This is a genomic window from Afipia sp. MLSD5-FHT05B12 (genome assembly GCF_058793355.1).
Genome location: NZ_JBXAFS010000005.1, coordinates 265,416 through 279,137, shown reverse-complemented (window position 1 = coordinate 279,137; position 13,722 = coordinate 265,416). Strand labels below are relative to the sequence as shown.

15 protein-coding genes are annotated in these 13,722 nt (G+C 61.6%); 7 read left to right on the top strand and 8 right to left on the bottom strand.

Features of this window, described 5'->3' with window-relative positions:
- Positions 1-101 precede the first annotated feature (101 nt).
- Positions 102-1,013, bottom strand: a complete 912-nt coding sequence (locus AC1Q6J_RS10225) for an alpha/beta fold hydrolase (RefSeq protein ID WP_492279208.1) — start codon at positions 1,011-1,013, stop codon at positions 102-104.
- Between the two features lie 173 nt (positions 1,014-1,186).
- Here AC1Q6J_RS10225 and AC1Q6J_RS10220 point away from each other — a divergent pair, with 173 nt between their 5' ends.
- The 7 genes from AC1Q6J_RS10220 (at position 1,187) to AC1Q6J_RS10190 (ending at position 7,030) form a co-directional block, all read left to right on the top strand.
- Positions 1,187-1,576, top strand: coding sequence for a hypothetical protein (locus tag AC1Q6J_RS10220; protein WP_492279207.1), 390 nt, complete (start codon positions 1,187-1,189; stop codon positions 1,574-1,576).
- Positions 1,573-2,667: a PHA/PHB synthase family protein gene (locus AC1Q6J_RS10215; protein WP_492279206.1), complete on the top strand. Its 1,095-nt coding sequence runs from the start codon at positions 1,573-1,575 to the stop codon at positions 2,665-2,667. The genes AC1Q6J_RS10220 and AC1Q6J_RS10215 overlap by 4 nt, the downstream gene beginning before the upstream one ends.
- Positions 2,664-3,260: a GNAT family N-acetyltransferase gene (locus tag AC1Q6J_RS10210; RefSeq protein ID WP_492279205.1), complete on the top strand. Its 597-nt coding sequence runs from the start codon at positions 2,664-2,666 to the stop codon at positions 3,258-3,260. The genes AC1Q6J_RS10215 and AC1Q6J_RS10210 overlap by 4 nt, the downstream gene beginning before the upstream one ends.
- Before the next feature lie 163 nt (positions 3,261-3,423).
- Entirely contained in the window at positions 3,424-3,912 is a 489-nt protein-coding gene (locus AC1Q6J_RS10205; protein WP_492279204.1) for a phasin family protein, read from the top strand.
- A gap of 113 nt (positions 3,913-4,025) precedes the next feature.
- Complete coding sequence (locus AC1Q6J_RS10200; RefSeq protein ID WP_492279203.1) at positions 4,026-5,315, top strand: DUF445 domain-containing protein; 1,290 nt, start codon at positions 4,026-4,028, stop codon at positions 5,313-5,315.
- 204 nt (positions 5,316-5,519) lie between these two features.
- On the top strand, positions 5,520-6,293 hold the full coding sequence (locus tag AC1Q6J_RS10195; protein ID WP_492279202.1) for an esterase/lipase family protein: 774 nt from the start codon (positions 5,520-5,522) through the stop codon (positions 6,291-6,293).
- Positions 6,294-6,367: 74 nt separating this feature from the next.
- The gene (locus AC1Q6J_RS10190; protein WP_492279201.1) at positions 6,368-7,030 is read left to right on the top strand and encodes a hypothetical protein; all 663 of its coding nucleotides are present in this window, start codon (positions 6,368-6,370) and stop codon (positions 7,028-7,030) included.
- A 62-nt stretch (positions 7,031-7,092) separates the two neighbouring features.
- Here AC1Q6J_RS10190 and AC1Q6J_RS10185 read toward each other — a convergent pair whose 3' ends face one another.
- From AC1Q6J_RS10185 to trhO, 7 genes are all read right to left on the bottom strand, one after another.
- Positions 7,093-8,145, bottom strand: a complete 1,053-nt coding sequence (locus AC1Q6J_RS10185; protein WP_492279200.1) for a branched-chain amino acid ABC transporter permease — start codon at positions 8,143-8,145, stop codon at positions 7,093-7,095.
- Entirely contained in the window at positions 8,142-9,158 is a 1,017-nt protein-coding gene (locus tag AC1Q6J_RS10180; RefSeq protein ID WP_492279199.1) for a branched-chain amino acid ABC transporter permease, read from the bottom strand. The genes AC1Q6J_RS10185 and AC1Q6J_RS10180 overlap by 4 nt, the downstream gene beginning before the upstream one ends.
- Positions 9,159-9,330: 172 nt before the next feature.
- The gene (locus AC1Q6J_RS10175) at positions 9,331-10,053 is read right to left on the bottom strand and encodes an ABC transporter ATP-binding protein (protein WP_492279198.1); all 723 of its coding nucleotides are present in this window, start codon (positions 10,051-10,053) and stop codon (positions 9,331-9,333) included.
- 181 nt (positions 10,054-10,234) lie between these two features.
- Positions 10,235-11,002: an ABC transporter ATP-binding protein gene (locus AC1Q6J_RS10170; RefSeq protein ID WP_492279197.1), complete on the bottom strand. Its 768-nt coding sequence runs from the start codon at positions 11,000-11,002 to the stop codon at positions 10,235-10,237.
- Positions 11,003-11,193: 191 nt separating this feature from the next.
- On the bottom strand, positions 11,194-12,375 hold the full coding sequence (locus tag AC1Q6J_RS10165; protein ID WP_492279196.1) for a substrate-binding domain-containing protein: 1,182 nt from the start codon (positions 12,373-12,375) through the stop codon (positions 11,194-11,196).
- A 132-nt stretch (positions 12,376-12,507) separates the two neighbouring features.
- Positions 12,508-12,726: a SlyX family protein gene (locus tag AC1Q6J_RS10160; protein ID WP_492279195.1), complete on the bottom strand. Its 219-nt coding sequence runs from the start codon at positions 12,724-12,726 to the stop codon at positions 12,508-12,510.
- Positions 12,719-13,519 (bottom strand): oxygen-dependent tRNA uridine(34) hydroxylase TrhO, encoded by an 801-nt coding sequence (gene trhO, locus AC1Q6J_RS10155; protein WP_492279194.1) that lies wholly within the window; start codon positions 13,517-13,519, stop codon positions 12,719-12,721. Before trhO ends, AC1Q6J_RS10160 begins: the two co-directional genes overlap by 8 nt.
- Positions 13,520-13,722: the final 203 nt, after the last annotated feature.

Genomic DNA, 13,722 nt, shown 5'->3' with positions numbered 1-13,722 from the left:
CGCGCTTCGCGCGCCCCGGAACGACGGAGGGAGGAAATCGCGCTGCCGGTCAGGCTTCGGCGCATCCCGGAATGACGGGCAGGATTGTAGCAGCCGCGGATCTACGTCGTGGCCGCCGCTCCCTGCGCATGCTCGGCGATCGCACCGATGATGGTCGGCCACATCGGGATCGGCAGCGCGTGTCCCATGCCCTCGACCAGCAGCAGCTTCGCCCCGGGAATCGACGCCGCGGTGTCCTTGCCAGCCTCGACACGCACCAGCGGATCGATGGTGCCGTGAATCACCAGCGTTGGCGCCTTGACCGACCCCAGCCGGTCCTTGCGATTGCCTGAAGCGAGGATGGCGCGCAGTTGGCGCCCGACGCCGGCGGGATTGAGGCCGCGCGCGTAAGTCCGCTCCGCGCGCTCGGGGTCCTTTGCCTCGTCGAGCGGAAACGACCCGCCGCGCAGGACTTTCCAGGTCGTTCCGAAACGCTCGATGTATTCCGCCTTGGTCTTCGGCGGTGGCGCGAGCAGGATGGCGGATGCTTCGCGCGTTGGCTGCGGCAATCTTGGATTGCCGGTTGATGACATGATCGAGGTCAGCGACAGAACCCGGTTCGGGTGCTGCATCGCGATTTCCTGCGCGATCATCCCGCCCATCGATGCGCCGACGATATGTGCCTTGCTGACGACAAGCGCGTCGAGCAGGCCAACGACATCGCTGGCCATGTCCCAGAGTTTGTAAGGCGCTTCCGGCGCGATCTTGAAGATACGGAGTTTCAGCAGTTCAATGGGACGCAGGGGCTTGCCGCCGGACATCCTGGTCGATTGCCCGATGTCGCGGTTATCAAAGCGGATGACACGAAAGCCGCGGCCGGCCAGATCCCGGCAGAACTCGTCGTCCCAAAGGATCATCTGTGCGCCGAGGCCCATGATGAGAACCAGTGGTTCCGCGTCTGGCGCGCCGAAGATTTCGTAGCAAAGCTCGATGCCGTTGGCCTTGGCCATCTGCGGGGGCTGGTGTGCGTTCACGTGTCCATCCTCGAAATGAGTAGGGATAAACCCTATCGCACGCTTTTTGCGCCGTACAGAAGGCGGGCGCGCTTAAGCCGTGGGCCAATGTTGACCTCGGTCCCGCAACGGTATGGAATGGCTGAAAAAGCCGGGCCCAACGAGGCCTTGTTACCGCTTCGGGAGGGGCGCCAATGTCCGACAAACCGAATGACCCGGTGCAGGTATGGCATACCATGCTTGCCGAGATGGAGAAGGGTTTCAACGCCATGGCCAATCAGGTCATGGGGTCGGAACAATTCAGCCGGGTCACGCATCAGCTCACCGGCGCTTCGGTCGGTGCGCAAAAGACCGTCGGCGATCTGATGGAGCGCTATCTGGTCAGCATGAACCTGCCCAGCCGCGCGCAGATGGTCAGCATGGGCGAGCGGCTGCAATCGATCGAAAGCCAGTTGAACGAGATCAGGGCGCTGCTTAATCGCGTGCATGCCGACGCCGTATCGCAGGGCAGCAACGGGCTGGCTACGCCAAGGCCTCCGCGTACCAAACAGCCGCCGTCCGCGACCGGAGGAGGCACGCCATGAACGTGCAGACCAACGCGAGTGCGATGCCGGATGTCGCGCAGGTCGGCGAACGCATCCAGACCGAGGTCCAGCGCGCGATCCAGCGCAGCATCAAGGGTGTGGAATATTTCGCCTCATCCGGACCGGCGCTGGGGTCGACTCCGAAGGACATCATCCATTCCAAGGGCACGATGAATCTCTACCACTATCGGCCGCTCGCGGATGAGATCTATCGCATCCCGATCCTGATCGTGATGGCGACGACCAATCGCGGCTACATTCTCGACATGGTGCCCGGACAGAGCTTCATCGAATTCCTGCTCAAGAAGGGTTTCGATGTCTACATGCTCGACTGGACCGCGCCGCGGCCCGAGGAAAAATCGCTGCGGATGGAGGACTACGTTCTCGGCTTCATTCCGGATTGCATCCGGCGGGTGCAGGAAGATTCCGGTGAAACCGACGTCAATGTGATCGGCTACTGCTTCGGCGGCGTGCTGTCGCTGCTGTACGGTTCGATCTTCCACGACGGGCCGATGAAGAATCTGGTGTGTTTCACGACGCCGATCGATTTCCGGCAGATGAAGCTGTTCCAGAACTTCTCCGACCGTCGCTACTTCGACGTGGATAAGCTGGTGGACAGCGTCGGCAACGTGCCGCCCGAGATGATCCTGTCGTCATTCGAGATGCTGCGGCCAGCGTCGCGCGCGGTGGGCCAGATCCAGCTCTGGGAAAACATCTGGAACGACGAGTTCGTCAAATCCTACCGGATGTTCGATCGCTGGGCGCAGGACACGCTGCCGCTGGCCGGCGAATATTTCCGCACCACCACGAAGGACCTGATGTGGGACAACAAGCTGTTCAACGGCACGATGACTGTTGGCGGACGTCCCGCGGACATTTCCAAAATCACGGTGCCCGTGCTGCACGCGGTCGCCGAACACGATCACATCGTGCCTTACGACGCTGCGAAGCATCTGATCGCGAAGATCGGATCGGCCGACAAGACCGAGGTCATTCTCAAGGGCGGTCATGTCAGTCTCGTCGCCGGCGCGAACGCCATCAAGCGTCTCTGGCCCAAACTCGATTCCTGGTTAAGTGAGCGATCCACATGAACAGCACCGAAGTACGTTCCTATCCGCGTCGCGTCCTGACCGAAGGCGGCGAAATCGAATTTCGTCACATGACGGCGGCGGACGAGGCGGCTGTCCTCGCCTTCGCGCAGAAGCTGCCGGTCCATGACCTGCTGTTCATTCCACGCAACATCAGCGAGCCGAAGGTGCTCTCCGCCTGGATCAAGGAGCTCGAGCGCGGCGGGCTGGTCAGCCTCTTGGCGGTGAAGGGAAGCGCAGTGGTGGGCTGCGGCACCATCGTGCGGGATCTTCTGTCGTGGTCACCGCATGTCGGCGAAATCCGCATGGTGGTGTCCAAGGATGTCCGCGGTCTCGGTGTCGGCCGCGCGCTGTCGCAGGAAACCTTCGCGCTGGCGCTGGGATCCGGGCTGGAGAAGATCGTGGCCCAGATGACGGTCGATCAGACCGGAGCCATCGCCCTGTTTGAGAGCCTCGGTTTCAAGGCAGAGGCCCTGCTGCACGATCAGGTGAGGGACCTGGCCGGGAAGACCCACGATATCGTGGTCCTCGGTCACAATGTCTCTAAGGTCCGTGCCCAGCTCGAGGCTTACGGGGTTTCCGAAGCCGTCGGATAAGTCATTGAAATAGCTTTTATTTCATAATATCACGGGCTCGTGATGATGCATCGCAACATTCTTGTTGCGGTGCATCTAAGACTTTGGCATAACTCACCTTGCCCCGGGCCATACCGGACGGGGATGAGCCCATAGCTCGCAACCCTGAGGATGGAGACAGACAATGACGAATTCTTTCAACGCCGAGTCCGTGCTGAACACCGTCAAGACCGCTTTCGCGCCCGTCACCGACGCGCTCAAGAACTTCCCGAACGTGGAAGTTCCCGAAGCTGCTCGTGAGTTCGTGAAGAAGGCCGCCGGCACCGCCAAGGACCGCGCTACTGAAATCCACACCGGTTCGGAAAAGGTGACCTCGGCGATCGAAACCGCTGTTGCCGGTTCGGTCAGCGAGACCGCGAAGATCTCCCGCAACATCCAGCAGGCCGTCTACGAAGACGCGCAGGCGCTGTTCGCCGGCATCGACAAGCTGGCGTCGGCGAAGTCGCTGAACGAAGCCGTGACGATCCAGGGTGACCTGCTCCGCGCCCAGGGCGAAGTCGTGATGGCGCGCGCCAAGGCGACCACCGAATACTTCGGCAAGCTGATCGCTGACAGCGCCAAGACCGCGCAGGACAACTTCGCGAAGGTTGCGTCCTACACCAAGTCGGCCTGATCGTCCGGCCTCGACCACCTTACAATTCGACGATCAAAGGCCCGCCTCGCGCGGGCCTTCTTTTTGACGTGTGCGTGTCTGCCGGTGCATTGTCCGGACTGACGAGGTTGCAGATGGCTGACAACGGAAAGTTCGTGCTGGTCGCGGACACGGGCGACATCGCGCGCGCCGCGGAGCTGCGCCGGGTCAAGATGCTCGCGACGCTGGTCCTCGCTGGCTGCGTCGTGGTGCTTGTTGTCGCCAAGGTGATGGAGCGCGTGCATCCGGGATTCGGGTTTCTCGCGGCCTTCGCGGAAGCGGCGACCATCGGCGGGCTGGCGGACTGGTACGCGGTGGTCGCGCTGTTCCGGCGGCCGCTGGGATTGCCGATTCCGCACACCGCCATCATTCAGCAGAACCAGCACCGGATCGCCGACAAACTCGGCGAGTTCATCGAGGTGCATTTCCTCAGCCCGGCGCCGGTCGACGCGAAACTGCGCGAGGTCGATTTCGCGTCGTTCATTTCAGACTGGCTGACCGATCCGAAGAAAAGCTCCGATCTGGCGCGCTTCGTCCTGCGCCTGCTGCCGGAGGCGTTGGCCGCTGCCGAAACATCGGGGCTGAAGTCGTACTTCACGCGCCGCATCGTGACGCAATTGCAGAGCGTCGATCTCGCGCCGCTGGCCGCGGGAACGTTGCGCGGCTTCATCGCCGAGGGACGCCACAAAGGCATGCTCGACGATCTGTTGCAGGCGATCCATGAGTCCATCAACAAGCCCGAGACGCTTGAGTTGATCCGGGAGAAAATCCGCAACGAACTTCCGACGCTGCTGAAGCTCTATCGCGCCGACAAATTCCTGCTGAAGCGGGTTGCGGCATCGGCCACGTCGTTCTTCGAGGAGGTGCGTGCCGACCCGCAGCATCCGTTTCGCGGCGAGGTCGATCGCATCCTGCTGACGCTCCCCGACAAGCTGGCGAACGACAAGACTTACGCGGACCGCATCGACGGATTGAAGCGCGATCTGCTGGCGCGCCCCGAGCTTGCCGCGCTGACGCGCGACATCTGGGTCAACGTCAAGGCGTTCATCGACAGGAGCGCCAGCGGCGAGAGCAATGTGCTGCAACATCACCTGACCAACGTATTCATGGAAGCCGGCCGGCAGCTCGCCACCGACAGCGAGATGCGCGCTGAGATCAACAAGGGAATCATCGCGGTGCTGCGCAGCTTCATTGCCGATCAGAAGAGCGGGGTGTCGCGATTCATCGCCGATCAGGTCAAGTCGTGGGACATGAAGCAGCTGATCAACCTGATCGAAATCAACATCGGCAAGGACCTGCAATACATCCGGTTCAACGGTGCGCTGATCGGCGGACTTGCAGGATTGGCGCTGCACAGCGCCGAGGTGGTGATCAAAACGCTCTGATTATCCAAGCGAAAATCCGGCCTGTCGGCAATTTGCAACACCTGTTTCAAACGCGGCAAAGGCGGCTTGAAATGCCGGAATTTGACCCATAGCTTGAATCGATGTGCCATTGACTGGCGTGTTGCCCTGATTCGTTTCGCATATCGGAATTGATTTTGTCGCGCCGGCCGAAAGCCGGAAACGTACTGACAAGAAGGAAATCGGATGTCCGTTGCTGCCCAGACGCTTCGCCCGCCGTCCAGATTGCTGATGCTGCTGGAGGCGCGCGCCATTAACGAATTCGGCGCATTTCTCGGCGCGCTGCCGCTGCTCAGCCTCGCGCCCAAGGGCGACGGTCATCCGGTGCTTGTGCTGCCGGGACTGATTACCAGCGACACCGCGACGCGTCCGCTGCGCACGTTCCTCAAGAGCCGCGGCTACGCCGTGAGCGGTTGGGGCCTTGGCCGCAACTTCGGCCCGCGCGCCGGCGTGCAGGATGCGATGCTGAATCTCGTGCAGGATCTCAACGAGGGTCATGGCCGCAAGGTCAGTCTCGTGGGATGGAGCCTCGGCGGAATCTACGCGCGCCAGCTTGCGAAGATGATGCCGGACCGGGTGCGCTCGGTGATTACACTCGGCAGCCCGTTCGCGGGTCATCCGCGAGCGACCAACGCGTGGCGCACCTATGAAACCGTCAGCGGCCAGCGCGCCGACCAGCACAATCCGCAGTTCGGCGGCGAGATGGCGAAGACGCCGCCGGTGCCGACCACCGCGATCTTCAGCCGCACCGACGGCATCTGCGCGTGGCAGAGCTGCGTCGAGAAGCCCGGCACGTATGCCGAGAACATCGAAGTGCAGGGCGCCAGCCATTGCGGCATGGGCCACCATCCCGCGATCGTTTACGCCGTCGCAGATCGCCTCGCGCAGGCGGAAGGCGAATGGAAGCCGTTCGATCGCAGCGGCTGGCGGAGCATGGTTTATCCCGATCCGGCACGGTAATCGCGCATGATTCGAAGCTCCCGTTTCGGAGCTTGAACCGTGTCCATCGCGGTCATCCTTGCTAAGGTGAGAGCATGAAGCATCTGCGCCTACATTTTGCTGCTGTCCTCGCAACATACTTGATGCCAATCGGATCGGTATCAGCCGACGACAAAGCCAATTTCTCAAAAATGGTTTCAGATCCTATCCAACAACAGCAGGTTCTGAATACCGCAAAGCAATCGGGAGTGGTTGTCATCAAGCCTTGCCCCTCCGCCAATTTTTCCATCTTGAATCAGTTCGCAATATATATGCCGATGGCATTCGATAATTCTGGCCGCCCAACGCGAGGAGCATGGAAGCAATCGGTTGCCGAAAAAGGATGTGGGCAAGATCGGTTATTGAATGTCGTCTTTTGGATGGATTCCAATACCTCAGTGAGGGCGAGGCCCCTTTTTCCAGGTACGACTCGTGCCGATCCAGTGTTGCAGAGGGATGCCATGCCCCATGCTGCAATGGCAGCGCAATGGCCGGAAGCGAATTGCAAAACCGGCTATGTGGAGAATACAGAATTTTTACGGGAGACTGGGGAACCGTTGGCCGGGGCTAGAGGCAAGCCTTGGGATGAACTATGGACGCTTGCCTCTTGCACCAAGAAAGCGCAGGTCACATTACATTTCATACCAGATAAGACCGGAACAACTATTAATACGAGTTTACAGCAGACAAAATTTCTGCCGAACGAATTAGCGCGATAATTGGTCTAGCTGCGCGACATTGCCGCGCCGAAAGCATCATGGGGTATTTTCTGGTTACGGCACTACCCCTTCTTCCCGCGCAGCTTGCCGACGACACCGGTCGGGAAGAAGTACACGCTGGCGATGAACAGCAATCCGAGCCACAGCAGCCAGCGATCGGGGTGCAGCAGGTCGGGCAGCACCGGAATGCCCGCGGTGGCCTTCGAGGCCGCGCCCATCAGGGTCTGAAGGTAATTCTCGGCGAGAATGAAAATCGCCGCGCCGATGATCGCGCCGTACATGGTGCCCATGCCGCCGATCACCACCATCAGCAGAATGTCGATCATGATGGTGAAGGAGAGCGTCTCCGGTCCCGCATAGCGCAGCCACAGGGCGTTGAGGACGCCGGCGCAGGCCGCGACGAGGGCGGCGAGCACGTTCGCCCATGTCAGGTGAAACACCGTGCGATAGCCGAGCGCCTCGGCGCGGAAACGGTTTTCGCGCACGGCTTGCAGCACGCGGCCGAACGGCGAGTTCACGATGCGCAGCAGCGTGAGGATCAGCGCAGCCGCGACCACGAAGACGATGTAGTAAGTCAGTGTCCGTCCGTTGAACTCGAATCCGAACACCTCTTTCGGAATGATCACGGTGCCGGGACGCAGCAGCTCCGGCAGGCGGAAGCTGCGGCCGTCGTCGCCGCCGGTCAGCCACGACAATTGCGAGGCCAGCACCTGAAAGGCTGACGCAACCGCCAGCGTAATCATCGCAAAGAAGATCGCCTGCACCCGCAGCGAGAACAGGCCGATGCAAAGCGCGACGAATCCCGCAAGCGGAAGCCCTATCACGATGCCGGTGGCGACCGCCGACCATGTCGGCCCCATGGCGTAGAGCGCGATCGCAATACCGTAGCTGCCGATGCCATAGAACATCGTATGCGCGAACGACACGGTGCCGGTGTAGCCGAGCAGCAGATCGTAGGATGCCACCAGCAGCGCGAAGATGCAGATCTTGGTGGCGACATTCATCGCCTTGGCGCCGGGAAACAGGAACGGCGCGAGCGCCAGCAGCGTCACGATGACGATGAGCAGGAGGCTGAGAACGCGGCTGCGCGGCGGATCGCCGGAAAGGATCATCATCGATTTGTCACCGGGTAGAGGCCGCGCGGCCGCCACATCAGGATCGCGACCATCAGGAGAATGTTCGAAACCAGTGCGAGCTTCGGGATCAGGAAGCCGCCGTAGTTCGCCACCATGGCGACCAGGATCGCGCCGATAAAACAGCCGCCGATGGAGCCGAGGCCGCCGATGATGATGACGATGAAGATCAGCACCGTGAGTTCGCCGCCGATGGAGGCGTGAACCTCCTCGCGGTAGAGCGCCCACATGATGCCGCCGAGGCCCGCGAGGGCGGAGCCCGTCATGAACACGCCGAGGAACAGCCGCTTGATGCGATAGCCGAGGGCTTCGACCATCTCGCGGTTCTCGACGCCGGCGCGGATCAGCAAGCCAATTTTCGTGCGGTTCAGCACCAGCAGGATAAATCCGAATACGACGAGGCCGACGATCATCGCCAGCACGCGGTATTTGGCAATCGCTATGTCACCGAAGATGAAGGAGCCGCGCAGCGACGCCGGCAGCGGCAGTGGAATGCGCTCCGGTCCCCACAATGCGTAAAGCGCTTGTTCGGCCACGATCAGACCGCCCATGGTGATCAGGATCTGCTTGAGGTGATTGCCGTAGACCGGAAGGATCAGCACGCGCTCGAACACGAGGCCGAGCGCGCCGGACACCGCCATCGCCAGCAGCGCCGCCGGCGCCAGCGCCAGCAGGTTGAGCCACAGCGAGTCGGCCTGGACGTATCCGGCCATCGGCGCCAGCACCAGCGTCGCCACATAGGCACCGACCGCGATGAACGCGCCGTGACCGAAATTCAGGACGTCCATCAGGCCGAATACCAGCGTCAGTCCCGAGGCCATGATGAAGATCATCATGCCCATGGCGAGGCTCGCGATCGTCAGCGTCACCCAGGTGCTGCCTGAGCCGATGAAGGGGATCATGATGAGAGCCAGCACGACGGGCAGCAGCAGCGGGATGAAATCGCGGCTGGCTTGCGGCAGCGGTTCGGAGGAGGTTTGGGTGATGTCCGTCATTGCGAGGAGCCGGGTGAGGAAGAAATGATGTGTGTTCCGTCATGCCGGGGCCTGTCCCGGGCATCCACGTCTTGTTGTCTTGTTGAGAAAACAAGGCGTGGATGGCCGGAATAAATCCGGCCATGACGAACGGGAGATTGCGTTGCGTTGAGACCATGTAGTTCGGAAAACATCACTGATGCGCCTCCAGGCTGAGCCCGAGCAGCTTTTCCTGCAACGCCGTGTCCTTCGCGAGATCGGCCATCGCGCCGCGATGCACGATCTTGCCGTTGTCCATCACCAGCACGCTGTCACCGACCTCCTGCGCCACGCGGAAGTTCTGCTCCACCAGCAGGATGGTCGCGCCGCGCTTTTTCACCTCGCTGAGGCACTCGATCAGATTGACGACGATGGCGGGTGCGAGGCCCTTGGTCGGTTCGTCGATCAGCAGCAGCTTGCGCGGCTCCACGATGGCGCGGGCGATGGAGAGCATCTGCTTTTGCCCGCCTGACAGCGATCCCGCGCGCGACAGCCAGAAGCGTTTCAGCGCGGGAAAGAATCCAAAAATCCATTGCAGCCGTGCGTCGTCGAGCGGCCCTTCACGCGCGGCGAGGATCAGGTTTTCCTTTACCGTCAGATCCGAGAACACGGACATGGTTTCCGGCACGTAACCGACGCCGAGGCTTGCGATGTCGGGCGTGAGCTTCTTTTCCGTGCGCTGGCCTGCGAGCGTGATTGTGCCGGAGGAGGGCGGTGACAGCCCCATGACGGTGCGCAGTGTGGTCGTCTTGCCCGCGCCGTTGCGGCCGAGCAGCATGGTGATCTGGCCTTCGGGAACGGTGAGGTCGACGCCATGCAGGATGTGATACTGCGCGATGTGGGTATGAACGCCGGCAAGGGTCAGCATGTCGCTCATGCGGCGGTCTCTTGCGCATGAACTGCCATGGTTGCGCTTGCTGCGCCCCTCCCCCTTGCGGGGAGGGGTCGGGGGTGGGGGGCCTCACAAAGATTGAGCTTGTGGTTTACCCCCCACCCCAACCCTCCCCCGCAGGGGGGGAGGGAGCCGGGCTGTGTTTGTTGCGCGTGTATTATGAATGTCATGCGGCGGTCTTTCCGGGCGCGATGCCGAGATAGGCTTCCTGCACGATCGGCGAGGCGATCACCTCGGCAGGCTTGCCGTCAGCCACCAGCTGTCCGTTGTGCAGGACGATGATGCGGTCGGCCAGCGATCGCACCACATCCATCTTGTGCTCGACCAGCAGGATGATCTTGCTCTGGTCCTGTTTCAGGCGCGCGATCAGATCGAGCACCACCGGCACCTCGTCGACACTCATGCCCGCGGTCGGTTCATCGAACATGAAGACTTTCGGTTCCAGCGCCATCATCAAGGCGACTTCCAGTTTGCGCTGGTCGCCATGGGAGAGGGCGGCGGCGGCAACCGCGCGGCGGTTGCCGAGCGCGATGCTGTCGAGAATGGCATCGGCGCGCTCGATCAGATCACGGCGCTTCATCCATGGCCGGAGCATCTCGTAATGCACGCCGGAAGCGGCCTGCACGGCGAGGCGGACATTTTCCTCAACGCTCAGGTTCGGAAACAGATTCGTGAGCTGGAAGGCACGGCCAAGTCCCTTGCGGGTGCGCAGCGGCGCGGTCAGGCGGGTGATGTCCTCGCCCGCGAGCAGCACATCGCCGGCGGTGGGGCGGAGCTGCCCGGAGATCAGGTTGAAATAGGTGGTCTTGCCGGCGCCGTTCGGCCCGACGATGGCGGTCAGTTCGCCGGGACGAAATGTGCAACTGACCTTGTTGACGGCGACGTGGCCGCCGAAACGGATGGTCAGGTCGCGGGTCTCAAGGGTGAGGGACATGCAGCCATCATCAAGTTGTCGTCCCCGCGAAAGCGGGGACCCATACTCCCTGAGTATGGTTGTCCTACGGTGGGTTGCAACAATGCTCGGTGGTTATGCGTCCCCGCTTTCGCGGGGACGACATCGAATGCTGAATGGCGTCTGCGCCCAGTCTCCGACCTCTCCCCGCAGGCGGGGAGAGGTTCAGAACCTTACCGCTTGTTCTTGATCGGGATCGTCATGTCCCCGATCTTCAGCTCGCGCACCAGCTCGTTATCGGCCCAGGCGAGGTTCGGATCGACCTTGACCTTGAAGTGATACATGCTTTGCAGCGCCTGATGGTCTTCCTTGCGGAACACCATCTTGCCCTTCGGCGTATCGAACTCCATGCCTTCCATCGCCGCGATCAGCTTCTCGGTGTCGGTCGACTTCGCCTTCTGCACGGCGGTCACCGCCGCCATTGCCGCGGCGAAACCACCCGCTGTGAAGAAGTCCGGCGGCGCATTGAAGCGCTTCTGGTGCTCGGCGACGAGCCAGTCGTTGATCGGGTTTTTCGGAATGGCGTAATAGTAATAGGTGGCGCCTTCCATGCCGGGCAGCCGCTTGTAGGCGGCGAGCGCGGGCAGGATGTTGCCGCCGCTGGACAGCTCGATGCCGTAGCGCTTCGGATCCATGTCCTGGAGCTTGGTCAGCGGATCGCCGCCGCCTGCCCAGATCACCCAGATGATCTTCTTGCCGGGCTTGTCCTTCAGCGCGTCGAACAGGCGCTGACCCGCCGCGGTGAAGTCCGTCGTTCCCGGCGGGACGTATTCTTCCGCAGCCAGGGTCGCGCCGGTCTTTGCAAGCGCTTCCTTGAACGCCGCCACGCCGTCGCGTCCGAAAGCGAAGTCCTGGCCGAGGGTCGCGATGGTCACGCCGGGCTTGCCGATCGCCACCGCGTTCGAGATCGCGTCCTGCGACGAGTTGCGGCCGGTGCGGAAGATGTAGCGATTCCACTTCTCTCCGGTGATGGCGTCGGCGACCGCAGGCTCGACGATCAGGATCTTCTTGTTTTCTTCCGCGACCGGCAGCATCGCAAGTGCGGCGCCCGACGCGGTGGTGCCGATGGCGAGATCGACCTTGTCGTCCTGATAGGCTTCGGCCAGCGCCGCCTTTGCGAGGTCCGGCTTGCCCTGATCGTCCTTGGTGATGAGGACGATCTTGCGGCCGTCGACCATCATGGTGTTCTTGGTGGCGTATTCGAGGCCCATGCGCAGGCCGTTTTCGGTCTGCTTGGCATAGGCTTCCAGCGGCCCGGTCTTGCCGTAGATCAACGCGATCTTGAGATCGTCTGCCGATACCGGTGCTGCGGCCAGTGTGGCCGCGACGCCGGCGAGAATTGCAATTTTACGCATTATTGTCCTCCCCCAATTTTCCTCAAGCGGACCATACATATCCGCGCCGGAATTACCAATTTTTTTGCGGACATTCGCCGCTGGAATAATGAATTATGAGCAGACGTTCGTTGTCACAGTTTGTGACAATGGTCAGTAATGCGGCGGCGGCTCGTGCCCGGGGGCCATGCCCGATTTCATCTCGGCGTCTTCAAGCCGTTCGCGCAGGGTCAGCATCTCCCGGCTCAGGGCGTCGATCTGCTTCCATTGCGCGGTAATGGTTTTGTTCAGGGCCTCGATGGTTTCGTCGAGATACGCGATGCGGATTTCCAGCGCGTCGATGCGCGAGGCGGGCGAGGGGACGTCAGTCATCGGCTTGCTCGCTCATGTCGATCTCGGTGGCATCGGTGTGATCCGCGCCGCCGCCGCGCAAGGCCTGACGTTCGCTCAGCCCATGCCCCAGCGCGACGCGCTGGTCGAACACGAAACACTCGCCGCGCCACAGACTTTGCGCTTCCGGGATATCCTCGAGATATTTCAGGATGCCGCCCTTGAGGTGATAGACCTCCTCGAAACCCTGCGACAGCAGGTACGAACTGGCTTTCTCGCAGCGGATGCCGCCGGTGCAGAACATCGCTATTTTCTTGTGCCGGTTGGGGTCGAGCGTCCGGCCGGCAAAATCCGGAAACTCGCCGAAACGGGTGATCTTCGGATCGAGCGCTCCATCGAACGTACCCATCTCGACCTCGAAGCCGTTGCGGGTATCGAGCAGCAGCACGTCGTCCTGCTTGATGAGCGCGTTCCAGTCAGCGGCATCGACATAGATGCCGACCTTGGTGTTGGGATCGGTCTCCGGGTCGCCGAGCCGCACGATCTCTTTTTTCAATCGGACCTTCATCCGGTTGAACGGCATTTCGCTCGCGCCCGAGAATTTCAGTTCCAGATTGTCGAGGCGGCCATCGAAAAGCGCGCCGTTCTGCAATTGGTTCATCAGGGCATCGATGGAGACCTCGCGGCCCGCGACGGTCCCGTTGATGCCTTCGGCCGCCAGCAGGACGATGCCCTTAATATCCAGCGCTACGCACATGTTGCGCAGTGGTTCCCGAAGCGCCTCAAAATCGGGGAGCGCGATGAACTGATAGAAGGCAGCGACCTTGTATGACATGGCGGGGGTTATATCAGGACCGGGCGGGGCGCAAAAACCGCTATTCGGCCTGGCCGCCGGATTAGATATGACTGTCCTGGTTTGCCGCATTTTGGGGCAAATTTGGCCCCATGGCGGGTGTTGCGTTCCCGCCATGGCGGGCGCGTTAATCTGTGGCCAGATGTCTCCGGGTGCCGCTCCGCAGAAATAATGCGGACTTGCGA

Coding starts and splice junctions, on each gene's coding strand:
- AC1Q6J_RS10200 (WP_492279203.1), top strand. CDS start 4,026: ATGGCTGACAACGGAAAGTTCGTGCTGGTCGCGGACACGGGCGACATC.
- AC1Q6J_RS10165 (WP_492279196.1), bottom strand. CDS start 12,375: ATGCGTAAAATTGCAATTCTCGCCGGCGTCGCGGCCACACTGGCCGCA.
- AC1Q6J_RS10220 (WP_492279207.1), top strand. CDS start 1,187: ATGTCCGACAAACCGAATGACCCGGTGCAGGTATGGCATACCATGCTT.
- AC1Q6J_RS10160 (WP_492279195.1), bottom strand. CDS start 12,726: ATGACTGACGTCCCCTCGCCCGCCTCGCGCATCGACGCGCTGGAAATC.
- AC1Q6J_RS10215 (WP_492279206.1), top strand. CDS start 1,573: ATGAACGTGCAGACCAACGCGAGTGCGATGCCGGATGTCGCGCAGGTC.
- AC1Q6J_RS10190 (WP_492279201.1), top strand. CDS start 6,368: ATGAAGCATCTGCGCCTACATTTTGCTGCTGTCCTCGCAACATACTTG.
- AC1Q6J_RS10195 (WP_492279202.1), top strand. CDS start 5,520: ATGTCCGTTGCTGCCCAGACGCTTCGCCCGCCGTCCAGATTGCTGATG.
- AC1Q6J_RS10170 (WP_492279197.1), bottom strand. CDS start 11,002: ATGTCCCTCACCCTTGAGACCCGCGACCTGACCATCCGTTTCGGCGGC.
- AC1Q6J_RS10180 (WP_492279199.1), bottom strand. CDS start 9,158: ATGACGGACATCACCCAAACCTCCTCCGAACCGCTGCCGCAAGCCAGC.
- trhO (WP_492279194.1), bottom strand. CDS start 13,519: ATGTCATACAAGGTCGCTGCCTTCTATCAGTTCATCGCGCTCCCCGAT.
- AC1Q6J_RS10175 (WP_492279198.1), bottom strand. CDS start 10,053: ATGAGCGACATGCTGACCCTTGCCGGCGTTCATACCCACATCGCGCAG.
- AC1Q6J_RS10185 (WP_492279200.1), bottom strand. CDS start 8,145: ATGATGATCCTTTCCGGCGATCCGCCGCGCAGCCGCGTTCTCAGCCTC.
- AC1Q6J_RS10210 (WP_492279205.1), top strand. CDS start 2,664: ATGAACAGCACCGAAGTACGTTCCTATCCGCGTCGCGTCCTGACCGAA.
- AC1Q6J_RS10205 (WP_492279204.1), top strand. CDS start 3,424: ATGACGAATTCTTTCAACGCCGAGTCCGTGCTGAACACCGTCAAGACC.